This is a genomic window from Shewanella algidipiscicola, assembly GCF_900380485.1.
Taxonomy (GTDB): Bacteria; Pseudomonadota; Gammaproteobacteria; order Enterobacterales; family Shewanellaceae; genus Shewanella; species Shewanella algidipiscicola.
In genome coordinates this window covers 66,341-89,729 of sequence record NZ_OXJV01000019.1, presented here as the reverse complement: position 1 = coordinate 89,729, position 23,389 = coordinate 66,341, and the positions used below count along the sequence as shown (strand labels likewise).

General features: G+C 44.6%; 21 protein-coding genes. 6 read left to right on the top strand and 15 right to left on the bottom strand.

What is annotated here, in order from left to right; all coding sequences use genetic code 11:
- Window positions 1-596 precede the first annotated feature (596 nt).
- The 3 genes from DN599_RS15730 to DN599_RS15725 all read right to left on the bottom strand — a co-directional run bounded on the left by DN599_RS15730 (window position 597) and on the right by DN599_RS15725 (window position 4,080).
- Window positions 597-2,759 (bottom strand): TonB-dependent receptor plug domain-containing protein, encoded by a 2,163-nt coding sequence (locus DN599_RS15730; RefSeq protein WP_110458548.1) that lies wholly within the window; start codon window positions 2,757-2,759, stop codon window positions 597-599.
- 478 nt (window positions 2,760-3,237) lie between these two features.
- Entirely contained in the window at window positions 3,238-3,381 is a 144-nt protein-coding gene (locus DN599_RS18655; RefSeq protein WP_162599228.1) for a hypothetical protein, read from the bottom strand.
- 222 nt (window positions 3,382-3,603) lie between these two features.
- Window positions 3,604-4,080, bottom strand: a complete 477-nt coding sequence (locus DN599_RS15725; protein ID WP_110458547.1) for a MarR family winged helix-turn-helix transcriptional regulator — start codon at window positions 4,078-4,080, stop codon at window positions 3,604-3,606.
- 536 nt (window positions 4,081-4,616) lie between these two features.
- Between DN599_RS15725 and DN599_RS15720 the strand changes: the two genes are divergently transcribed.
- Window positions 4,617-6,020, top strand: coding sequence for an RsmB/NOP family class I SAM-dependent RNA methyltransferase (locus DN599_RS15720; protein ID WP_110458677.1), 1,404 nt, complete (start codon window positions 4,617-4,619; stop codon window positions 6,018-6,020).
- A 250-nt stretch (window positions 6,021-6,270) separates the two neighbouring features.
- Window positions 6,271-6,759: a glutathione peroxidase gene (locus DN599_RS15715; protein ID WP_110458546.1), complete on the top strand. Its 489-nt coding sequence runs from the start codon at window positions 6,271-6,273 to the stop codon at window positions 6,757-6,759.
- A 1,156-nt stretch (window positions 6,760-7,915) separates the two neighbouring features.
- Here the strand turns inward: DN599_RS15715 and DN599_RS15710 are convergent.
- The 8 genes from DN599_RS15710 to DN599_RS15675 all read right to left on the bottom strand — a co-directional run bounded on the left by DN599_RS15710 (window position 7,916) and on the right by DN599_RS15675 (window position 17,186).
- Entirely contained in the window at window positions 7,916-9,700 is a 1,785-nt protein-coding gene (locus DN599_RS15710; protein WP_110458545.1) for a M1 family metallopeptidase, read from the bottom strand.
- 543 nt (window positions 9,701-10,243) lie between these two features.
- A complete protein-coding gene (locus DN599_RS15705) occupies window positions 10,244-11,215 on the bottom strand; it encodes a PstS family phosphate ABC transporter substrate-binding protein (RefSeq protein WP_110458544.1) in 972 nt (323 codons plus the stop codon).
- Window positions 11,216-11,512: 297 nt separating this feature from the next.
- The gene (gene phoR / locus DN599_RS15700) at window positions 11,513-12,820 is read right to left on the bottom strand and encodes a phosphate regulon sensor histidine kinase PhoR (protein ID WP_110458543.1); all 1,308 of its coding nucleotides are present in this window, start codon (window positions 12,818-12,820) and stop codon (window positions 11,513-11,515) included.
- Between the two features lie 93 nt (window positions 12,821-12,913).
- Complete coding sequence (gene phoB, locus DN599_RS15695; RefSeq protein WP_110458542.1) at window positions 12,914-13,603, bottom strand: phosphate regulon transcriptional regulator PhoB; 690 nt, start codon at window positions 13,601-13,603, stop codon at window positions 12,914-12,916.
- A gap of 260 nt (window positions 13,604-13,863) precedes the next feature.
- On the bottom strand, window positions 13,864-14,688 hold the full coding sequence (locus tag DN599_RS15690; RefSeq protein WP_110458541.1) for a mechanosensitive ion channel family protein: 825 nt from the start codon (window positions 14,686-14,688) through the stop codon (window positions 13,864-13,866).
- Between the two features lie 32 nt (window positions 14,689-14,720).
- Window positions 14,721-15,284, bottom strand: a complete 564-nt coding sequence (locus tag DN599_RS15685) for an OmpA family protein (RefSeq protein WP_110458540.1) — start codon at window positions 15,282-15,284, stop codon at window positions 14,721-14,723.
- Window positions 15,285-15,924: 640 nt separating this feature from the next.
- Window positions 15,925-16,377, bottom strand: a complete 453-nt coding sequence (locus DN599_RS15680; protein ID WP_110458539.1) for a DUF924 family protein — start codon at window positions 16,375-16,377, stop codon at window positions 15,925-15,927.
- A 248-nt stretch (window positions 16,378-16,625) separates the two neighbouring features.
- Window positions 16,626-17,186, bottom strand: a complete 561-nt coding sequence (locus DN599_RS15675; protein WP_110458538.1) for a DUF4136 domain-containing protein — start codon at window positions 17,184-17,186, stop codon at window positions 16,626-16,628.
- Window positions 17,187-17,364: 178 nt separating this feature from the next.
- Here DN599_RS15675 and DN599_RS15670 point away from each other — a divergent pair, with 178 nt between their 5' ends.
- The 4 genes from DN599_RS15670 to ruvX all read left to right on the top strand — a co-directional run bounded on the left by DN599_RS15670 (window position 17,365) and on the right by ruvX (window position 19,215).
- Entirely contained in the window at window positions 17,365-17,676 is a 312-nt protein-coding gene (locus tag DN599_RS15670; RefSeq protein ID WP_110458537.1) for a hypothetical protein, read from the top strand.
- A gap of 195 nt (window positions 17,677-17,871) precedes the next feature.
- The gene (gene yciH / locus DN599_RS15665; protein WP_110458536.1) at window positions 17,872-18,201 is read left to right on the top strand and encodes a stress response translation initiation inhibitor YciH; all 330 of its coding nucleotides are present in this window, start codon (window positions 17,872-17,874) and stop codon (window positions 18,199-18,201) included.
- 17 nt (window positions 18,202-18,218) lie between these two features.
- The gene (locus DN599_RS15660; RefSeq protein WP_110458535.1) at window positions 18,219-18,776 is read left to right on the top strand and encodes a YqgE/AlgH family protein; all 558 of its coding nucleotides are present in this window, start codon (window positions 18,219-18,221) and stop codon (window positions 18,774-18,776) included.
- 19 nt (window positions 18,777-18,795) lie between these two features.
- Complete coding sequence (ruvX, locus tag DN599_RS15655) at window positions 18,796-19,215, top strand: Holliday junction resolvase RuvX (protein ID WP_110458534.1); 420 nt, start codon at window positions 18,796-18,798, stop codon at window positions 19,213-19,215.
- A gap of 230 nt (window positions 19,216-19,445) precedes the next feature.
- Here ruvX and hemH read toward each other — a convergent pair whose 3' ends face one another.
- The 4 genes from hemH to DN599_RS15635 form a co-directional block, all read right to left on the bottom strand.
- Window positions 19,446-20,462, bottom strand: coding sequence for a ferrochelatase (gene hemH, locus DN599_RS15650; RefSeq protein ID WP_110458533.1), 1,017 nt, complete (start codon window positions 20,460-20,462; stop codon window positions 19,446-19,448).
- Window positions 20,463-20,485: 23 nt separating this feature from the next.
- Window positions 20,486-21,028, bottom strand: coding sequence for a glutathione peroxidase (locus DN599_RS15645; protein ID WP_110458532.1), 543 nt, complete (start codon window positions 21,026-21,028; stop codon window positions 20,486-20,488).
- A 176-nt stretch (window positions 21,029-21,204) separates the two neighbouring features.
- Window positions 21,205-22,317 carry a PilT/PilU family type 4a pilus ATPase gene (locus tag DN599_RS15640; protein WP_110458531.1) on the bottom strand — a complete coding sequence of 371 codons (1,113 nt, stop codon included), beginning with the start codon at window positions 22,315-22,317 and terminating at the stop codon, window positions 21,205-21,207.
- Between the two features lie 14 nt (window positions 22,318-22,331).
- Complete coding sequence (locus DN599_RS15635; protein WP_110458530.1) at window positions 22,332-23,369, bottom strand: type IV pilus twitching motility protein PilT; 1,038 nt, start codon at window positions 23,367-23,369, stop codon at window positions 22,332-22,334.
- Window positions 23,370-23,389: the final 20 nt, after the last annotated feature.

Here is a 23,389-nt window from a genome sequence, read left to right as displayed (position 1 = left end):
AAGTACCCGTACAAAAGACACACAGCAAGCCATTCAAATGAGAAAAAGGTCGACAAAAAAATAGAAATACAGAGGCACCACATAGCACAATGCAGCGTAGAGTCATCCAATGCTCTAGTGGCTTTTGACGACAGCTTAAATCAACGGACAAAGTAACTCTTTTAGCACAACTTCTTCGGTGTAACCCCGAAACCCTTTAATGAGTTCACCTTGGGCATTTAATAGTAAAAGAATAGGAGTTGCGGGGATCCCGCCCATATCTGTTATCAATTTTCGCGGGGCCCGATAAGCTTCGAAAGGAAAGTTCAACCTAAACAAAGCACGCTTTAGCGTTAAATTATTCCCATTAATGCCTAAAGCAACCGGATGGATGCGGGCTACACAATTTTGCTCTAGATTTCGAAGTGCTCGTGCCTGTTTAATACACCAAGGACACTCGGGCTCAAAAAACATAAGTGCAATCGCGTGCCCTTCTAAGTGCGAGAGGTTAACGACCTTTTGGCTACGTAAGTCTTGGTATAGATAGCCCTGAGTAAGCTGCGCTGCCTGTAGAGGCGTAGCGCAGCAAACAAGCATTAAGATAATTTGACGCAGCATTAGAAAGCGAGCTTCATGCCTGCGTAAATTTCTCTGCCACGTAGAGGACCATAAATATATCCCACATCGAAAGCACCATCGGCATCATAAAACAATGGAGACTCTTCATTACCAGCTTGAGTATAATCAAATAAATTACTCACCCCACTGTATAGTGACATATAGTCATTAAACTGATAATTAACGCGTAAATCGAGCGTGACATAGGAAGGCGCATCACTAGCCTTTTTCGAGTCTGGATCCACCTGGCCATTAGCGTCTAAGCGATTATAACCCTCGTAGCCATACTCAGATAAGTCACGACTCCCAACCCAAACTAAATTAGCAAACAACTCCCAATCGTTAATGTCCCAATCGAACGTCAATGTCACTCTTTCCTCAATAGGCGCTACCGCATATGATGACTTGAAGACTGAATCATAATTAAAGTGTTCGCCAGTTACGTTTATCGTTAACTCATCGGTTAAACGATAACCTAAAGCGATATCACTGGTAATGACGCTGGCTTTTTCATCCAGTTGGGTCAGTAACGGAATGCCTTGCTCATTAGTTGTCAATGCTGCTAGATGCTCGACTTCTGTCCATGCCACAGAAGCTGTTGAGGTAAACTGCCCATTGTCATAACTCAATGCATAATTAGCCGAATTTGAACGTTCTAACTCATCTATATCTATGTCGAAACCGAGTGAGCCGTCTAATATGCCATGATCTGTCTCAAAAAAGGATAGCGGTGCACGATAACCTCGTCCCGCAGACAATCGCGACGTCCATTGATCATTGTGACGCAGACGCACGTCGACTCGAGGAGATAAAATTGATTCATCGAGTTCGATCCCTGGTTTATTAGGATCGGTAAAGTCGGCGGTAATGGTGTCATAACGTAAGGCCATGGCAATCTCAAGATCTTGTGTGGCTTGCCATGTATCTTGCAGATAGAGGCCTTTAACATCATAATCAAACGAATCAGACACATAATCAGGATTAGTAGAGCCAGCGCGAGAATGGGAACGCATCTCTTCGGTTCGTAAATCCGCACCAAAAGTTAATAACTGATCATCGTTAAGTAAGTGGTTAAAACGCACATCGAAAAACCACATTTTATCATCGGCTACATAATCGAATCCTTCATAAAACGAATCTTGTTTATGTTCGGCATAACTGGTCGCCAAATGCATATTCCAATCATCATTGAACTCTCTAAGCCAAACGAGTGAAGCCTCATTTCGCTCAGTTTTAATCCATTCTGTCGTTTCCCACGCTTTACCCGTGAAAGGCTTGCGAACATCACCATCTTCAAACAAGTGTTGTGGTTCACTAAATTGATCGTCATACCCAGATAATACATTACCGATACTAGATGCACTGCCATCGGCAAATGCACTCCCCAACATAGGACCACCAAAAATTTCCGATTGGATGTTGGCGAATCGAAGTACAAGGTTATCAAAGTCGGTGATGTCATGAGAGACCCTGCCTGTTAGGCTGCGGTTTTCCTGCTGAGGGGCTTCATTAACCTTGTTATTATCGGCATCGAACTGATCTCTATCGTCATATTGAGCAACTAAAGTCGCGCGGGTAGCACCATCTTCACTCACCCCTTTACCCAGAAACCCCAGCTTTCGGTAACCATTTTCACCAGCAGATATATCTAATTCAGCACCATTTTCCGTAGGTTCATAACTAATGATATTGATCGTGCCACCAATGGCTTCCGGTGCGATTAAAGAGGCTCCAGCACCTCGTGCGACTTCAATCGACCCAATTCCGGTCGTAGGGATAGCATCTACGGCATAATAGCCAGATATCATGGTATGCACAGGTAAACCATCAACCAAAATAGTGGTCTGCTCACCCTTCATGCCGTTAAGCATAATTCGCTTCACGCCGCACATAGAGCATTCATTAGATACCTTTACACCTGGAGAGTTATCGATTGCTTCCGATAAATTCACGGCATTCTTATTTTCAATCATACTCGCACTGATCACTTCAGTTTTCATTATGGTATTGGCTAACGTCCCCGCTTGATCCAACCTCTGTCTTACCCCAATAACACTCAAACGCTCAATATCGACAGCCTCGCCATTGCTTCCTTGCTCAGACGCCACAAGTTGTGAACTAAACATAATGGCTAAAATTGCAGCCAAATTAGTAAGTTTCATTTTTTTCTCCGCTAATTTTAAGAGAGCACAACAATACGCGAATGAGAACTATTATTATTTGATATTAGTCATGGATTTAACAATTGAGTCAATATGTATCATCTTTTACGCAAGGTTAATGACACACCTAGTGTTAACATTCACCCAGTAAACATATAGAAATGTAATTTTTACCCAATTGGCGCGGTACAATTCAATAGGTTCAACATCAAAGAGATAAGGGTAGTGAAGAGATAAAAAATGCCCCTAGGCAATAGCATAATCGGATCTGAAATGAGAGGGGAATACAAAAGGAAAGACTAATGCGGCGATGTAGCGTCTGTTCTAATAAATAAATGCCCGCTGCTTGTGCGGCGGCCAAGTCAGCTAAGGCGTCATTGTATACTTGATGACGGGCAACTATCGCGGCGGCCACTTTAGGGTAACGACGGTAAACACGCTGTACTAACAACTTAAATTTAAAGGCTGTTTTTCGATACTATGGCGCTTGGAGCAAAATAACTACCTGACGTTGATAACCATCAGTTCTTGCTTGCGCTAAAGGAATAGGCGCAGCAATACCACCATCTAAATAGGGAGTGTTGTTTAATAGGGTGGAGAAGAGATAAGTTAAAAATAACAAACGCCACCTTCATAGGTATCATGGCAATGCATTGTTATTAAAGGTTATTTAAATCAGGTAAAGATAAAAAGGGGAATGCTAAAGTGAAATGTTAAAGTGAGTTAAGCGAAACGAGCGCAACAGCGGGAAATAACAGCATCCAATGAGCAAGCGCCCCGCTAGAGAAATCAGACCAAAGGTGGGCATAACGCCTACACTCATTGGCCTGTCACATTATTGGCTTCACTCTTCGGCTTGGATCTGTCCAACTAGCAATACGGGTGCCGCATCAAGCTCTTGAGCATCCATCATCGAGGCGATACGCTCGACGGCAGATAACAACTGACTCTGTTCCCACTCTTCAAGATTTTGATAACGCTTAATAAAGTGTTCTTGCAGCGGTTTAGGTGCCGCGCTAAGAATCGCTTTACCCGATTCGGTTAACGACAAATGCAATTTACGTTTATCGGTTTCACTGCGGGTACGAGTCACCAAGCCACGGGTCTCTAATCGCTCGATGATGGTGGCAACCGTTGCGGGGCTTAATGCCACATCTTGAGCAATTTGCTTGGCTAACGGTACTTCAAGCTGAGCAATCTTTTGCATCACCATCAGTTGTGGGCCCGTTAAACCCGATTGCTTACTGAGTTGCCGAGAATGTATATCGATGGCTCTGATGACTCGGCGCAGTGAAATTAATAGTTGTTCGTACTTTTCCATAATCCCCTCTCATTTGAGCTGCACCATAACAGAAATCACGCTTAGACTCATGTACCACAGATAAAAAAAACACAACAACTTAATCAGTTGCCTTGCTTTCGTACTCCTGAGTTAATATCAGCCATTTTATCGCCCACAAAATTAACGTCGGTACCGCTTTTATTGTTGTTTTAACCGACATTTTTAACGAGTTCAGTACAATAAAAACCATGAGGCTAGGCCATGATTTCGATGAACACACCTTTACCATCACGGCTTGATGAAGCTGCTGTAAAATAAGCACAGCCAAATAATCCGCGCAGCACCAACCGGAAACATGCTAGTCACTGAAAACAAAATGTGTACTCTCACGGTAAAATCACACCAGAGTCCACTTATTGTAAATGACGTTAAGCTTACATGAGCTGCTCAAGCATCCGATAAATGCCGCTATAAAAGCAGTTAAAGTGTGTCTATCTCTAGCCAAGAGATACCAAAATCGGCCACTTCTGGTAAACTTGCCGCTCTTAACACCTACCAGCGCTGGGCAAATATTCATGGGCGATACCACACCTACTGCATTAATCTCTTCTCAAGCTAAACAGGCAACCGATACCTCCCCGACTTTAGCGTTGCATCATGGTATCAATGCCGATACATCGGCACAAAAGCGCGCGCTAAGCTACAGCATCACAATCCACCAGCTATTTGAACAAGTGATGCAGAGCAAGCAACCTGCCGATCGTATTGTGGCTGAATATTTTCGTATTAATAAGAAGCATGGCTCTAAAGATAGACGCGTGATCCGCGAGAGCCTATTTGGACTCTTTCGTTGGCATGGTTGGTTAAGTCAACTGGCAACCCTTTGCACAGCGCCTAAAGCTTGGTTTGCCTCTTTAGCATTAACCGCCAAAATTGAAGGCCACCCTTGGCAGGAATTTAGCGATGCTTGGCAAACCTTTGCGGCAACCCCAGCACTCGCGCCCCTTAACGATGCTGGCGATCTCACCCACCTAGCGGCCAAGCAACAACTGCTGCAAGCGTGCTTTCCACAGCATGAATTTGCCCTAACACAATTAGTCCCTACTTGGTATTGGCAGCACTACCCAAAAAGCAGTGAGGATGAGCAATATGCCTTGATTGAAGCGCTCTGCTCTCGCCCCCCCATTTGGGGCCGCCTACAAGGTATTAATAGTGCAGATGCGCTCGCCTCACTTAATGCTAGCGGTATCGAAGCCAAAATGAGTGACTACTTCGATGATGCCATCAACCTTGGCCATAAGAGCATCAACCTAAATAGCCTTAAGCTCTATAATGAGGGTCAACTGGAGATCCAAGACTTAGGCTCGCAAGTGATTGGTCATATCTGCGCGCCACGCCCCGATGATAACTGGTGGGACGCCTGCAGTGGCGCCGGCGGTAAAACGCTGCAACTACGCTCTTTAATGTTGCAGCAAGACAGCCACAGCAAAGGCAGTATCATAGCTTCAGATATTCGCCGTAAGCCATTAGAAGAACTGGCTAAACGCGTAAAACGGGCCCATTTTAACCAGATCAGTGTATCGCCATGGAAAACTGATGCTTTGCCTGTCGCGAGCGATCAGTTCGATGGTGTACTGGTTGACGCTCCCTGCAGTTGCACTGGGACTTGGCGACGCAACCCTGATATGCGCTGGCTCGATGATGCAAGCGCCATTAGCGACAAACCCGCTTTACAGTTAGATATTTTACAGCGCTCAGCCAAGGCGGTGCGCACTGGCGGAGTACTAGTGTACGCCACCTGCTCCATTAGCCCCACCGAAAATGAAGCTGTGGTTGAGGCATTCCTCGCCAGCAACCCTAACTTTACATTACAACAGCTGTGCCATCCATTTACCGGTGAGCAGCAATCGATGTTAACCGTATTGCCCTATCAAGCCGATAGCGACGGCATGTTTGTCGCGAAAATGATAAAGCGTTAACGCCGCCATACAGGGCCTGTCACACTAAAGCCGTTTGCTGGCCCTGTAGCAAATCTGTTTTTTATCAAACTCATCCTTTACCCATCGCTTGAATCGACTCTTGCTAAATCCCCCGCTGATCACACTGCGGTAGGTATTCACTGCTCATTTAACGCTAAATGACACTCACCTTACTACTTAAATCGCTATGTAAATTGCGCACAATTTATTTTACTGATAGGCTATCCTTTCATCAAAAAAGGAGAATACGATGTCTATTTATAATTTTTCGCTAACCAATATCGATGGCAGCATGCGCTCAATGCAAGAGTTTAAGGGAAAGGTGCTGCTGATTGTAAATACCGCCAGCAAATGTGGTTTCACACCACAATACAAAGCATTACAGGCGCTATATGAAGATTTTGGCCCAGAAAAATTTGTTGTATTAGGTTTTCCGTGCAACCAGTTTGGGCAGCAAGAACCCGCAGCGGAAGCCGAAATAAATCAGTTTTGTGAGCTCAACTTCGGGGTTAATTTCCCGCTGTTTGCCAAAATAGAGGTTAATGGTGCTAACACAGACCCACTCTATCGCTACTTGAAGCAGCAGGCAAAAGGGTTGCTTGGCAGTGAATCAATCAAATGGAACTTTACCAAATTTTTAGTCGATAGTCAGGGACAGGTAGTAGAGCGTTTTGCCTCCACTACGAAACCTGAATCTATGAGAGAAAAAATAAAATCTTTACTGAACAAATCCAGCTAGATAGCAATAGGTCAACCTATGACGCCATAAAAACGCTCATTTTATGAACGTTGCAATGAACTTTATGTGTCGCTTGCACTCCAATAATTGAACGCGAAGATTTGCTGATTCATGTTCATCATTCTCCCTGGGACTTCTAGCGCGGTCCCCTTGATCTGAATAGATCAACAGGCAACCGGTTGAGTTGCCTTTTTTTATACCTGCAATTATCCGTATTAATTACCCCTTCTTTTATCGTCCAGCAAAATTAAATGATTTTTTTTAACCGCACAGTGAACTTTTTATTCGATGGCGACTCTGATTACTTGAACGGATTATTGAATTAGGTGCACAGCACGTAATTTTGTTTCATTGTTCATCATCATCTCCCTTTGGTGGCCGGATGGGCCCCAGGAGCATTAATCCAACGCTAGCGCAATTGGATTAATCACACTCCAACACTTTGTTTATGGCAACCTATTAGGTTGCCATTTTTTTTACCTACTATTGATAACGGCCCGTTTCATTTCATCTGTTCTGGCAATTCATGAGCAAAATAACGCCTTCTGAGCAACATCATAGGTATATCAATGTTGATCCATAGCTCTTCAACATTCCGCCACCGTTCTCTACAGTTCAAATTGGCCTTGATATTAATTCGCAAAATTATTTTTTACTCAAGCTGGGAACTAACTTGCAACGGGGCACTCTGATAAGGGGTAACAGATTTTTCATCATGATTTGTTCATCATCATCTCCCTTTGGTGGCCGGATGGCCCCAGGAGCATTAACTCAACGCTAGCGCATTTGGGTTAATCACACTCCGACACTTTGTTTATGGCAACCTATTAGGTTGCCATTTTTTTTACCTGTTTGATTAAGGCCCATGGTGCACTGGCGAAGAGTCAATTTATGGCGCGCTAAGGCACCCATTAAGCTTGAGATTAAGCAGCAATATTATTTTTTACTCAAACTGGGAACTAACTTGCAACGGGACACTCTGATAAGGAGTAACAGATTTTTCATCATGATTTGTTCATCATCTCCCTTTGGCGGCCGGATGGGCCCCAGGAGCATTAACCCAACGCTAGCGCATTTGGGTTAATCACACTCCAACACTTTGTTTATGGCAACCTTATTAGGTTGCCATTTTTTTTACCTATTGATTGGCAAGCTGTTACACGCCCAACTGCTTATCAAGTTGCGCGACTAATGACGGGTGATACCTTGCTCGTGCCTGTTGATAAATCGCCATTAACGGCTGTCGGTACCCAGCCAGCAGGAGCTCGGCATATAATGGCCGCACAAACTTAGCTCGGCCAATATTTAATAAGAATGTCTCTACCAAGGGCAGCACGACATCATAATGATTGCGGATCGCCACCCGATACCAATCACAAGCAATTTCGGCGTTAGTCGAATGACTAAAACGAAAAGCGCTATCTAACTGTTGCAACTGTTGATGGCTTAATTGTTCAGGCAAGCTATTAATAAAATATTGCCAATGATGAACGCGCCAATCTGTGGTTTGCGCAGGGGAAATATCACCGTTGGCATACCAGCTCATCAAAAGCGCATCGACTTTATCTAAACTATTTGAATAAGGCGGTACAAACCATGGTGGCATGCCTGTGCCGTAGATCCATTCCAGCAATTCGGCCTCACTCAGTACATCACTATATTGTGGTAATAATGTCTGCTGCGCATAATCAATAAACTGCTCAGTGGTGATCGCCTCAAAGGCAAAATGGCTCACATAGGCGTTTAAGAATGCATCGAACGCTTCTCTCCCTAAGCGTTTTTCTAAGTCATGCACAAACATCGATGCTTTATCGTAGGTAAAACGGTTAAAAGCCTCATTAGGATCGCCTGCTTGCACATTAGCTGGCAAGGTCTGCGCCGCAATGGGCATAGAAGCTAACTCCTGCGCTAGCCGGCCATATTCCAAGACTAATTCAAGCTGCGCTTGCTCTTTGCCATAAACCGCTTCAACAATACGGTGGGTAAAATAGGTGGTAAATCCTTCATTAAGCCAAAGATCGCGCCAAGTCGCATTACTGACTAAGTTACCAGTCCAAGAGTGTGCCAGCTCATGGGCAACGGTGGAAACTAGGCTCTTATCACCGGCAATTAAGGTTGGCGTCATAAAGGCCAGTCGCGGATTTTCCATACCACCAAAGGGAAAACTGGGAGGCAACACTATCATGTCGTAGCGCCCCCATGGATAAGGACCCAGCAGCGACTCTGCGGTATTGATCATCTGCTCGGTATCTTCAAATTCACTCACCGCCGAATCAAGCACCTCTGGCTCGGCATAAACCCCACTACGCGGCCCTAGGCTGCCAAATTGTAAATCGCCAACGGCAATCGCCAGCAGATGAGTCGGAATTGGCTTTTCCATTTCAAATAAAAACTGGCCATTGAGTGGCGCGTTGGCATCGTTCATGGCGCTCATCACAGCACGCATACCTTGAGGCACATCGACTTTAGCATCGAAGGTGATTCTGGCTTTCGGGGTGTCTTGCAAGGGGATCCAACTGCGGGCATTAATGGGTTGAGACTGACTAAATAGAAACGGTAACTGCTTGCCGCTGGTTTGTTCAGGGGTTAGCCACTGCAACCCTTGTGCATTAGCGCTAGTGTGATAATCGATAGTGATGTTAGCTGAATTTGCATGCAGCTGAATATGCAGTCGCTGCCCCCGGGTAGCATCGTGCTTATCAAAATGAAAGTCGAGCCGATTGTTTTTGTCATCTCGCACCGAGTGGATCACCAGATCGCGGCTATCCAGATACAAGTGGCAGCACTGCTCATCAAGATAGTTCAGCGTTAGCTTAGCTGTACCTGTTAGTCGTTGCTGCCCAAAATCGACCGCAACCGCCAAGCTAAGATGCGATACACGGATCTGTTCGACATTCGCAAACGAGTGATGATCTTGGTTATTGTCCCATTGCTTAGCCACATTTTATCCTTATTATTATTGCCCTAACGTCAATAGCGCTTAGTGTAATCATCGACTAACCGCTTGTCATTGAGATTAAATATTCTCTTCCCCTACAGCATGAGTACTTAATATCACTGATTCCACATAATGGCTCTCAACTACACTCAGCTCTAAACATTAATTGCGGCAAAATAATCAAAAAATCGGAACTAAAATGGTAAAGCGGACTCTGACCATATGAGTACGATTGATATTAACTGATGCAAAGTCCCTTACGGGTCATTGATTGGTTACAAAGGTTTTCATGGTTCATCATCTCCCTTTTCGATAGTCTCTAGCGCGACTATCAGCCAAATTCCAACTGGCATTTGTGGCGACCTACTTTAGGTCGTTTTTTTTTGCGCCCCCGTTATCGTATTGCTAGCCATCGAGATCACATGGGTAAAGCACCGCGCTTATCAAGTGAGTTCATACTGATGGCTCATCACTGATAGCACAGAAAACAAAAAGGCCTCAAATTGAGGCCTTTGCTGTTGGGGGTCTCCCCCTAAACCGCGTCCGTTATAGGCGGATGCCGGCTTTTTCTAAATCTTTGGCAGTCACACTCAGTGGTAGTGGAACATAACCGTCTTTCTCTACTGTTTTCTGCCCTTGCTTAGACAAAATAAAGCGGAGGAATTCACGCTCTAATGGTGCTAAGTCTTTATTAGGGTGCTTGTTGACATACACATACAAGTAACGTGATAGAGGATAACTACCATCTGCTGCATTGGCTGCGGTTGCTTCAATGTAATCATCGCCTTTTTTGGCGATAGCCACGGCTTTCACACCTGCAGTTTTATAACCAATCCCTGAATAACCAATCGCATTTAATGACTGCGAGACAGATTGCACTACCGACGCTGAACCAGGTTGTTCATTAACGTTGGCTTTAAAATCGCCTTTACATAGTGCTTTTTTCTTAAAGTAACCGTAGGTCCCAGAGACCGAGTTACGACCGTAAAGCTGCACATCTTTGGCAGCCCAATCGCCCCCAAGCCCAACGTCAGACCAACGCTGCACGTCGTTACCGCCACACTTATGGGTAGCCGAGAAGATACCGTCGATCTGCTCGATACTCAGCCCCTTGATAGGGTTATCTTTATGAACAAAAACAGCCAAAGCATCAATAGCAACACGGATCTCTGTTGGCTGATATCCATAGTGCTTTTCAAACGCTTCGATTTCATTGGGCTTCATTTTGCGGCTCATTGGGCCAAACTGTGAAGTCCCTTCAGTCAATGCTGGCGGCGCAGTAGAAGAGCCCGCCGCTTGAATTTGAATATTAACGTTAGGGTACATCTCTTTGTACTCTTCGGCCCACAGGGTCATCATATTCGCTAAGGTATCTGAGCCAACAGATGAAAGGTTACCCGATACACCACTGCTTTTTTCATAAGTGGGTAGTGACGGATCGATAGCAGCCATAGAGGTGACTGAAAATACGCTAGCGGCTGTCAAACTCACCGCACCAACAAGCTGTTTAAGTTTCATTGTATCTTTGCTCCAGTGTTAAGCGACTTGCTTACTCGTTTTATTTAAGTTGCAGTCAGTATCTATCGCAACAATGACAAGTCTATGACGAACATGTGACACTTAGATGACAGACCATCATAAAAGTGACTTATTTGAAGAAAGGTTACAATGACCTACAGCATCAATAACCCAAAAGCGCCTTATCGGCGCTATCTCTGTTAATGATGAACATAAACGGGATTTTATTAACTGATTTATTTGGTAAATAAATGACTTCGAGTAACAGAGCGAAGCAGGTGCGCTTAACCAATAAGTTTAATGACCACGCTTGCCTGTATCAATAAGATGATTGGGAATAATAAAGCTGAAACAGCTGCCTTTGCCTAGACGGCTTTCTATCATCAAATCACTCTGGTGATGATTAAGCGCATGTTTAGTAATGGCTAATCCTAGCCCTGTGCCGCCCCGCTGCCGAGAGCGAGCGCTGTCGACGCGATAAAACCGCTCTGTAAGCCGTGTCAGGTGCTGCGGCGCTACCCCCTCACCCGAATCGGTCACACTAAACTGCGCGCCTAAAGGTACTCGCTTCCAACACACATGAACGCTGCCACCTGGGTCGGTATAACGAATGGCATTAGAGAGTAAATTAGAACAGGCACTTCTTATCTGGACTTCATTACCATAAATGTTCAGGGTTGGATCGCAATCAAAGCTTAGTTGATACTGTCCCTGAGCCAAAGCCTGCGCCTCCTCTTTGAGCATATCAATCAGCAGGGCCATATTGACTTTGGCATCGAGATTCACCGCAGAGCCATCTTCAATACGTGATAACACCAGTAACTGCTCGACCATGGAATGCATACGGTTGGTCTGTTGCTGCATTTGCTGCAACGCTTTATGTTGACCAGGATTAAACTCGGCCACCTCCTGCATCATTTCCAAATAACCTTGTAGCACGGTTAAGGGCGTTTTCAATTCGTGCGACACATTAGCGACAAACTCTTTGCGCATCCCTTCGAGTTGACGAATACGAGTAATATCACGGGCTATTAGCAAGCGCTGACCAGCACCATAGCCCATGATACGAATTTCTAACACGCGCGATTCATTTTGGCTATCGACAAACTCAAAGGGCTCATCAAATGTCGCTTGTTTAAGATAACGAGAAAAATCAGGATGACGCAAAAGGTTATCGATGCGCTGGCCTTTATCTTGTGGCCATACTAACCCCAACAATCGCTGGGCTAATTTATTACACCAGGCAATATTATTGTCTGAATCCAGCACAACAGCAGCATCTGGCAGGGCCTCAGCCCCTTGCCTAAAGCGCGCGAGCAGATCGGCTAATTGCGCCACTCGTTTACGGTTTTTACCTTGCAGACGATAGATACCATTAAACACCCCTTCCCAACTTCCGCTGCCATTAGGGGGTGTCAGACGTTTATCACGCCAAAGCCAGAAATTTAGCCTAGATAACTGTTGATAATGCCAAACAAGCAAGCCGATACAGCCAAGCAGCATCACTGGCAATACCTGCCCAAACAACAAGCCAATGGTAAGGCAAGCCAACAAAAATAGCGCTAAGCGACTAAGCAATTGATAGCCAGAGTATGAATTAAACATAGCGAAACCCTAATGCGCAAGTGAGCACAAGATAATCGATACCGAAGCTAACGCCTATCAAATTATATGGCCCACTTATTAGCGCTCAGCAAGCTAGAGCCGAGTCGAGAAACGGTAACCTGCGCCTCTTACGGTTTGAATAAGCCGGTCGTGGTTAGAGGGCTCGACCGCTTTACGTAATCGACGAATATGCACATCGACGGTACGATCTTCGACATACACATTGGTGCCCCATACATTATCGAGTAATTGCTCCCGACTATACACTCGCTCTGGATGAGTCATAAAGAAATGCAATAATCTAAATTCTGTCGGTCCCATGTCTAATACCTGCTCGCCGACAGTCACCCGATGGCTAACAGGATCGAGCACGAGGCCTTGCACATCGATAGGTTCATCTAAGGCGGTAGGCGCACTGCGACGCATAACCGCCTTGATACGTGCCACCAGCTCTTTAGGCGAAAAAGGCTTGGTGATATAGTCATCGGCGCCAACTTCCAGCCCTTTGACCTTATCCTCCTCCTCGCCCCTTGCCGTCAGCATAATCACTGGGATATGGCGCGTAAATTCATCCTGACGTAGCTTTTTCGCTAATTGAATACCGCTCCCACCGGGAAACATCCAATCCAGCAGCACTAAATCGGGATAAGGCTCTGTCAACATATCTAAGGCTGAGTCAAAATCCTCTGCTGTAGTTGTCGTAAATCCATGTTGTTCTAAAACAAAAGCCAACATCTCTCGGATGGCCAACTCATCTTCAACTATCAAAATCCTAGCAGTCATATGCGATCTTCTATCAGTGAATTCCCACGTTGCCATTATTAGGCTGCTTTATTACAAAATTATGAATCAGCGACACTATATTGTCATAAAAGCGCTATTTTTGTCATGAAACTTAAAACTGGTATAGGTCAATATAGGGGGATAGGAGAGCTTAACGGCCTTGTATAACAACTATGGCCCTTAAGCTTAAGTACACGAATTAACAAACAAAAAAGCCAGCCGTGAATTACGACTGGCTTAGGGCACACAATAAAAAATACTTAAGCGGCAGGTGTTTCCTTGACGTAAATATCCATTTGTGGATAAGGAATACCAATATTAGCTTCATCCAGCGCGACTTTAATTTGTTCAAGGATCTCAAAGCGTGCAGGCCAATAATCACTGCCTTTAACCCAAGGACGCACCACAAAATTCACCGAAGAATTAGCCAATTCAACCAGCGCTACAGTGTAAGCAGGATCTTTAAGCACATAATCATTGTTATCTAATACACTCTTTAATACGGCTTTAGTCTCTTTAAGATCGGCATCATAAGAGACCCCAATGACTAAATCGATACGGCGCGTGTCCATAGCCGAATAGTTAGTAATGGTACCATTCATAACCGAGGAATTAGGTGCAACTATGACCTTATTATCAGGGGTACGCAGTTTAGTCGAAAATATCGTGATCTCATCAACGGTCCCAGCGATACCCGCCGCTTCAATATAATCACCGACACGACAAGGGCGAAAAATCACCATCAATACGCCAGACGCAAAGTTGGACAGAGAGCCCTGTAATGCCAACCCCACAGCCAAACCAGCGGCACCGATTACAGCCACTAACGAGGCCGTTTGTACCCCAATTTGCCCTAAGGTGGCAATAACAGTAAAGACAAACACCGCTGCCCACGCCAAATTAGACACAAATGAGACAACGGTTGGATCTATCTTGCGTTTGGTTAATAGTTTACCGGTGAGTTTTTTAGCAATCTTGGCGAAGTATTTACCAACGACAAAAATAACCAGTGCCAATAAGACCTGCAAACCGTACGTCATGATTAGTTCTGGTGCTTGTGCAATATAACTATCCAAGTTTTCCATTTAACGCTCCCTCAATAAAATTAACCCGGTATTTACCGTGGCTGGACAATAAATTCGGCTCGTCGATTTTGCGCTCGCCCCGCTGCCGAAGCATTACTGGCAATTGGTTGAATACTGCCTTTACCTGCGACACAAAATCGACTGGGACTAAACCCATAATCTTCTACAAGTACTTTTTTGACACTCAAGGCCCTATCATAGGACAAAACTTGATTAAACTCTGCGGTGCCAACATTATCGGTATGACCGACAATACACAACTGAATAGGATACTCAGTTAACCATGTCGCTATGCTGGCAATACTCCGCCATTGTGAATAATCTACCTCGGCACGGGCAAAACGAAAATGCACGCTAACCGATTCATTAAGTTTACATTGTGCCGGATATGTCTCACCACTCATTGTCGGTAAACACAAGGACACACGTTTTGACTTTTCACAGCCTCGGGCGTCGACTCTGGTATCTGCCGCAGTATGCGGACAAGCATCTTTGAGATCTGGGACGCCGTCGTTATCAGTATCTTGCCAAGAAAACGCATGCACACAATGCAATAATCCGACAGCAAACAAGCCTATGCGGAGCAGTATGTTCATTATTACTTACCTAAAGATGCGTTAGGCTAATTACATTAATTACCAACAAAGGCATAAAAAGCAATTAAAAACTGGCCACAACATCCATCTATTTTATCTGCTTCGGCACGAGCCGCCAACAAAGAGTTACGCCACTAAGGCAAATATTTTACAATTATAGCCAGCAACAGCAGAAAACACTCCTTATTACCCAGTATGTTGCACTGCAATAACGTATAAATTTAGTACTCCCTAGAGCGGTGCCAACTATACAGCCACTAGCGTTCCCCCATGAGGGGCCCCACAAAATTATCGACACAAAATAAAATTATCGACACAAAATAAAATTATCGACACAAAGTTATCGACACAATAGGCGACAGTGATGCAACATCCAACTATATGATATGGAAAATGATGACGTACAGTTAAAGAAAAACATGAGGGGAAAAATAACGATAGGAGCACGACATCTGGCTTGCTAGATAATTACCCCCCATGCCAGACAAGATCTTGCTATTGATACCAAACCAATTTAACCAGGTAGGGATAAAACAGGCTGAGTCACACCCCATAATACAAAATATACAGCCCTATTGAGTAGACTGGTAAATTCCCCCCTACCCCACCTTAATAATGACTCTCGATGAATACCGATACATTAATGGCTTGCTACCGATGCTTGCTGATACCAAGCACACCAGGCTGGTTTAGCTGCAGAGGCTAATTGAGACTGCATTCCTTCGAGCAAGCGGATTAGTAAGGCTCTATCATCGGCTTTGGCTGAATAAAATAAGGGATCATAAAAGCAGCGGCGTTGCAGTGGCTCTAATTGAGTATCAAAACCTTTATCAACCCCTGATACACAAAGCTCCCGCGCTTTAAGTTGTAATGTCATGGCACTATTATCTTCTAAAAGGTGTGCCACAGGCCCCATTAACAAAATAAGAGCTAATCTGCCCGGTGGGTTATGTTGCCAACTATCAAGCAAACCACTTTTAGCATTAACGAGTAATTGTTGCCAGTGACGTGTGGTCTCTTGGCTCAGCTCACCAGCCTCTACACCTGCACCTTTATCATAATGATGAAACCATTGCTGTAGGAAATGTTCCACACTGCCTCCGTTGCCGATAACAAGATAAATAGTCAACCGAGAATAGCATCAGCAGGTGGAGGGAATATCTAGCACTTTGGTCTAAACGAAGCCTATTTTTATGTTCAATCTTTACCTAGGCAGGCTATATTCACAGACACAAACCCCACAAGCGGCCTAAGCCGCTTGTGGGGTTTAGTATTGAATCTATGATTGAAACAAAGTGTTGATAAGGCGTTAGGCTTTAATAAAAGTAAGTTCGCCTTTAATTACTTTATTTCAGCTTGCGGCGGGTAGTGGGTCATTACCTCTGCAATTGCTTGATTTACCACCTCAATACGCTCTTCTGGAGTGCTCTTATCGCGCACGGTATCGGCAACCGAACCTCGCCAAATAAGCTGGCCTGATGCGCGATCAACTAAGTCAACGACCAAAGTACCAACTTCATACTCTCGCACTGTGGTTTGAGTATGCATATTGCCCCCCCACGCCCAGCCAGGTCCATAATAAGGGTTGTAGCCAAAATTGGTATTAAAAGTGTCGACGTCAATTTTCTTGTCGACCTTAGTGAAATAGTTCACTAACACATCTGCCTGTTCTGCACTGGTTTTGGTTATGCCTTTAAGCTGTAATTGACTATCGACAGCATTTCTAACGCGTTGATCCATCAAACCATCGAGATGATAAGTCGTATCATCACTTTTTTTATCTATCCAGGCATAACTTTTAATCTGATTAAAGTTCACTTTAGGATCATAATCTGAGCTCGACTTCATCGTGCTACAAGCAGATAACGCCAACGCAACTGCTAAAACGATTATATTTTTCATACTTACTCCAGCAAAAAAACAAGGTCTGATATCAACTTACTCATTAAATTTTAGCTTACAGACCAAATTTCTGATCTACAACTCTATTTTTTATACGCCATCTGCATAATTACCTTGACTTAAACCAACACCCAAATGATAATGATTATCAATTAGATTTAATTAAGGGGAGTTAACTATGACTTGGTTTATTAGTGCATTTGTTATCGCAAGTGCCATTTTCATCTTTGCGCCTAAGTCGTTAGCCACACCAAGCGCCGACACTTTAACTCAGGCAAAAGCGCAATGGCGATGGTTGCTACTGCCACTCTTGTTATTAGTGCCACTGGCCTTTAGCCTAACCAATGCTAATAACGCCCCTTACATTACCGTGGCAATTGCCTTTACCCTTACAGGCTGCGCCGTGGCCGTGCCTAAACTGCATCCTTACATTATTACTTGCGCGGCATTTACCGCATTAAGCTTGCTATTATTAGTGTTACAGCGATAAACCATTTGCTCACACCTTGCACTACTCGTTAGTTGCTTTGGGATAACATGGGCTTTATATCTCCCTGCAGATTGGTATAAAGCCTTATCCATGACCACTTATGTGGTCTTTTTTTTGTCTGATGTTGCTAATCCCTCCCACTAGATAGCGCAATTTGGTAAACTCGAGTTATCGCCCATAACCGTCCGATTAAAGATGAAAATAGATCCTAATGTAACCTTGGTCTATAGCACAGATATAGGCAAAATCACTGAAAAAAAACAACCAGAGTCCGCACCTCAAGGTGACGGCATTGTCCGTATTCATAAAGACAGCAAGGGCCGCAAAGGCAAAGGCGTTTCAGTGATTAAAGGGCTTGGATTAGATGAAAAAGCGTTAAAAGCATTGGCACAAAAGCTGAAAAAACAGTGCGGTTGTGGTGGTACAGTCAAAGAGTTCAATATTGAAGTGCAAACCGACAATCGCGAACAACTCAAAACCTTACTTGAAAAACTCAATTATCAAGTTAAATTAGCCGGTGGATAATCACTCTGGAGTGCTAGATGGAAAGTTTGCAGCATCATCTACTTATTGCAATGCCTTCGCTTCACGATACCTTTTTCGAGCGTTCAGTCATCTACCTATGTGAACATAACGCACAAGGCGCCATGGGCCTGATGATTAACCGCCCTATCGGTATCGATGTTAATGAACTATTGCGGCAGATGAACCTCAATGAAGTCAACAACATTGACAGCATTAACAGTGAAGTTCTGCTTGGCGGGCCTGTTGAGCAAGAAAAAGGCTTTGTGTTACACACACCACAAGATCAGTGGAGCAATAGTCAGCGTATTAATGATGAAATAATGCTCACTACATCACGCGATGTACTGGCTTCATTGGGCAGCCACAATGCACCTGACAACTTTATTGTCGCGCTAGGTTATGCCGGATGGGGCAGACAACAATTAGAGCAAGAGTTAAGTGAGAACTCATGGTTAACCATCCCCGCCTCTGTCGATATTTTATTTAATACGCCACATGAGCAACGCTGGCAAAAGGCCACCCAAACCCTGGGCTTTGATATCGGTCAGCTCTGCAACCAAATAGGCCATGCTTAACTCCAGTAGGACATAATAGATGAATGCAGTAACAGTGCTTGGTTTTGACTTTGGCACTAAGAGTATTGGCGTGGCTATAGGCCAACAAATTACCGGCAGTGCTACCCCGCTAACGTCAATCAAAGCTAATGATGGTATACCTAAATGGGAAGAGATTGGCGCCTTAATCGAGGAGTGGAAACCCGATATTATTGTCGTCGGTTTACCGCTAAACATGGATGGCAGCGAGCAAGAGATGACTCAGAGGGCACGTAAATTTGCCAACAGAATTAGCGGCCGGTTTGGTGTCAAAACCGCCACCCAAGATGAGCGCTTAACCACGGCCGATGCCAAGGCGCGGCTATTTGAAATGGGTGGCTTTAAAGCACTATCAAAAGGGCAAGTAGATTCTATGTCCGCAGTGCTGATTATCGAAAGCTATTTAGAGAACCTTTATTAATCTCACCTAAGCCAGTTTCGACTGGCTTGCACACTCCCCCCGCCGGGCAGGCAATTAACAACAGTGAAGCTTTGCCTTTAAAACACGTTTAATAAATAAAAATGCAGCCCGCCGCGACCCAAGCAGATGTCATTACTCTTCATTCCAAGGCCAACAAACTGTGCACCAAAATAAAATAGGCCTTCGTTGGAAGGCCTATAGATATTTACAAGTGATGAATATTGAGTGTGTTAAACCAAGTAAGGCTTAACTAAATTTTCCATCATCGCAATATGCGCATCATCATCGTTTAGCGCAGCAATATAACGATACTGCTTGCCGCCAGCTTCGATAAACACCTGACGATTTTCATGTTCAATCTCTTCTAACGTCTCTAAACAGTCGGCACTAAATGCTGGGCAGATAATGGCGACATCCTCAACACCTTCGTTACCCAAACGTTGCAAGGTCTCATCGGTATAAGGCGTTAGCCATTTGGCCTTACCAAATCGAGATTGGAAGGTGGTAATGTAATCACTCTCAGTAAGACCTAGCTTTTCCACCACTAAACGGGTGGTTTTATGACAAAAACAAGAGTAAGGATCGCCTAAATGCAGATTACGCTCTGGCATGCCGTGATAAGAGATAACCAGCTTCTTCGGCTTACCATGCTTGTCAAAATCACGCTGAATAGAGTCGGCCAATGCGGCAATATAATCAGGGTTGTCATGGTAGGTGTTAATAAAATGTACGCTGGGAAGATAGCGCCAGTTACGCAGCTCTAAGGTCAAGGCATCAAACGCCGATGCCGTCGTTGGCGCCGCATATTGAGGATACAATGGCAACACGACTAGCTTGTCTGTACCTTGTTGATGTAAACGGTTTAGGGTGTCTTTAACACTTGGCTCACCGTAACGCATACAGAAATCGACATTAATGTCATCACCGCGCTCACGAAACCGCTCTGCTAACTTTGCCGTCTGTTTTTGGGTTATCTCCATCAATGGCGAGCCTGACTCTCCCCAAATTTGCTTGTATAAGGCGGCCGATTTAGCGGGTCTCACTCGCAAAATAATGCCATGTAAAATGATCATCCAAAGTAGCTTAGGGATCTCGACCACACGCGGATCGGCCAAAAACTCGGCCAAATAACGACGCACTGCTGATGTTGTCGGTGCGCTAGGGGTGCCTAAATTCATCAGCAATACCGTTACTTTCGATCGCTTTTGATGCCCTTGTTCTTTGGTTAAGCCAATATATTTAGCCAATTTAACTCCCTGATTTTCAATTTTTATAATTGCTTTTCAATTGCTTCAATTAACACACTGTCGTTAGGTTTTACACTAGAAGCAAATCGTTGAACTTGTTTACCGTCGGCGCTGATTAAGTATTTATTAAAGTTCCAGCTGGGAGCTTTAGTCACCGCGGCTAAGTGGTCAAATGGACGCTGAGCCGCATCGCCTTTCACCGCGCCTGTGGCCAGCATAGTAAAGGTCACGCCGTAATTGATGTAACACACATCGGCGGTCTTCACCTCCTGTGCTTCTTCTTGATTAAAGTCATTAGAAGGAAACCCTAATACCACCAAGCCACTGTCTTTATAGCGCTGGTGAAGTTGCTCCAACCCTTTAAATTGTGAGGTATAACCACAATGACTGGCAGTATTAACCACCAATACTGGCTTGCCTTGAGTTAACTTACACAAGTCGAGCGCTTGCTCAGAATGCAACTTACGCGCCTCAACTTGGAAAAACTCGGCACATTCAGCCGCACTTGCTTGGCTTGATAAGCTTGCCATGCCTAAAACAACTAAGGGTAATAATATCGATTTCATCGTGATATCTCCAGCATTGTAAAGGTGAATATACGTGTTAATCAGTGTATTAGATCACAGCATCGAAAGATTCTTCAGCGGAGAATAGGGTTCAGTTGATAACCTTTAGTTAGCCCCCCAAACATCATGAAAAAGCCGATAACCATACAGGTTATCGGCTTTATTAGCGAAAGACGTTAATCTAAGTCTAAGGTCACACCTTCCATGAAACCTGAGCTGGTAGACTCACTACTTTGCAATTTGATCATTAAACGCAAGTCGTTGGGGGAGTCGGCATGATGCAGTGCATCGGCATAGCTTATCTCGCCCTCAACATAGAGCTTTAATAACGCCTGATCGAATGTTTGCATGCCCTGCTCATTAGACTTGGCCATGGTCTCTTTTAACACATGCAGTTCGTTTTTAGCAATCAAACTGGCCACACGTGGAGTGTTAATCAGCACTTCAATGGCGGCCCGGCGTCCATTACCATCACTTTTTGGCACCAGTTGCTGCGCCACAATACCCCGTAAGTTAAGCGATAAATCAAACAGTAACTGCTGATGCTTACTCTGAGGGACTAGGTGCATAATACGATCTAACGCTTGGTTGGCATTGTTAGCGTGTAGCGTCGCCATACATAAGTGGCCCGTTTCGGCAAAGGAGAGGGCAAATTCCATGGTTTCTTGACTACGGATCTCACCAATCAAAATAACATCGGGAGCCTGACGTAACGAACTTTTAAGCGCGGCATCAAACGATTCGGTATCGATACCCACTTCGCGCTGGGTAATAATGCTCTTACGGTGATCATGTACAAATTCGACAGGGTCTTCGATAGTTAAAATATGCCCGCGGGCATTAGCATTACGATAACCCACTAATGCAGCCAAAGAGGTTGATTTACCTGTACCTGTGCCCCCCACCATGATGATGAGACCACGTTTACTCATGACCAAATCTTTTAAAATGGGCGGTAACTTTAACTCTTCAACTTCAGGGATCTTGGTTTCGATGCGGCGCATAACGCAACCGGGAGATTCTCGTTGCCAAAAGGCGCTGACACGAAAACGCCCCAGATCCTTGGCCGCAAAGGCAAAGTTACATTCACGACTTTCATGAAACTCTTTACGCTGCGCTTCAGTCATTAACGCTTCGACAAACTCAAGCGATTGCTGCGGTGTAAACGGATTTTCGGCCAGTTGCCTGACCTCCCCATCGATTTTGGCACTGGGCGGAAAACCCGCAGTGATAAACAGATCCGACGCTTTGCGATCGACCATGACTTTCAAAAAAGGACGAACTTCCATAATAAAACCTTAACTTAGAAACTAGCGTTCTTATTGGAACTCTTTGACATGGCGTCTTCACGAGTGATGAGGCCTCGATTGACCAAGTTTTGTAAACACTGATCTAAGGTTTGCATACCATGAGCCATACCCGTTTGAATCGCTGAATACATCTGGGCAACCTTATCTTCACGGATTAAGTTACGAATCGCCGGTGTCCCCATCATGATCTCATGAGCTGCCACACGACCACCGCCCACTTTCTTAATCAGGGTTTGTGATATCACCGCTTGCAGCGATTCAGATAACATGGTTCTGACCATACCTTTTTCCCCTTCGGGGAATACATCGACCACACGGTCAATGGTTTTCGCCGCTGAGGTGGTATGCAAGGTGCCAAAGACTAAATGACCAGTTTCTGCTGCCGTCATCGCCAAACGTATGGTTTCGAGATCGCGCATCTCGCCCACCAAAATCACATCAGGATCTTCACGCAGCGCACTTCTAAGAGCAGCATTAAAGCTGTGGGTGTGACGATGCACTTCACGTTGGTTAATCAAGCATTGCTTATTTTGATGGACAAATTCGATAGGATCTTCAATGGTCAAAATATGATCATGACGGTTTTCATTAACATAATCGATCATTGCTGCCAAGGTGGTACTCTTACCCGAGCCGGTAGGCCCTGTCACCAAAACCAAGCCGCGTGGGTAACTGGCAATTTTTTTAAAAATCTCAGGCGCACCGAGCTTTTCTAGGCTTAAGATTTCACTGGGAATGGTACGAAATACCGCGGCAGCACCGCGAGATTGGTTGAAGGCGTTAACACGAAAACGGGCTAAATTAGGTACTTCAAAGGAGAAATCGATTTCAAGATGTTCTTCGTAATCTTTGCGCTGCTTATCGTTCATGATGTCATATACAAGGCTATGCACGCCTTGATGGTCTAAAGCAGGTAGATTAATCTTTCTGACCTCACCATCTACACGTATCATTGGCGATACACCTGCAGAAAGGTGTAGATCCGATGCATTGTGCTTTACACTAAAGGCAAGTAACTCTGTGATTTCCATAGTTTGGGATATCCATTCAA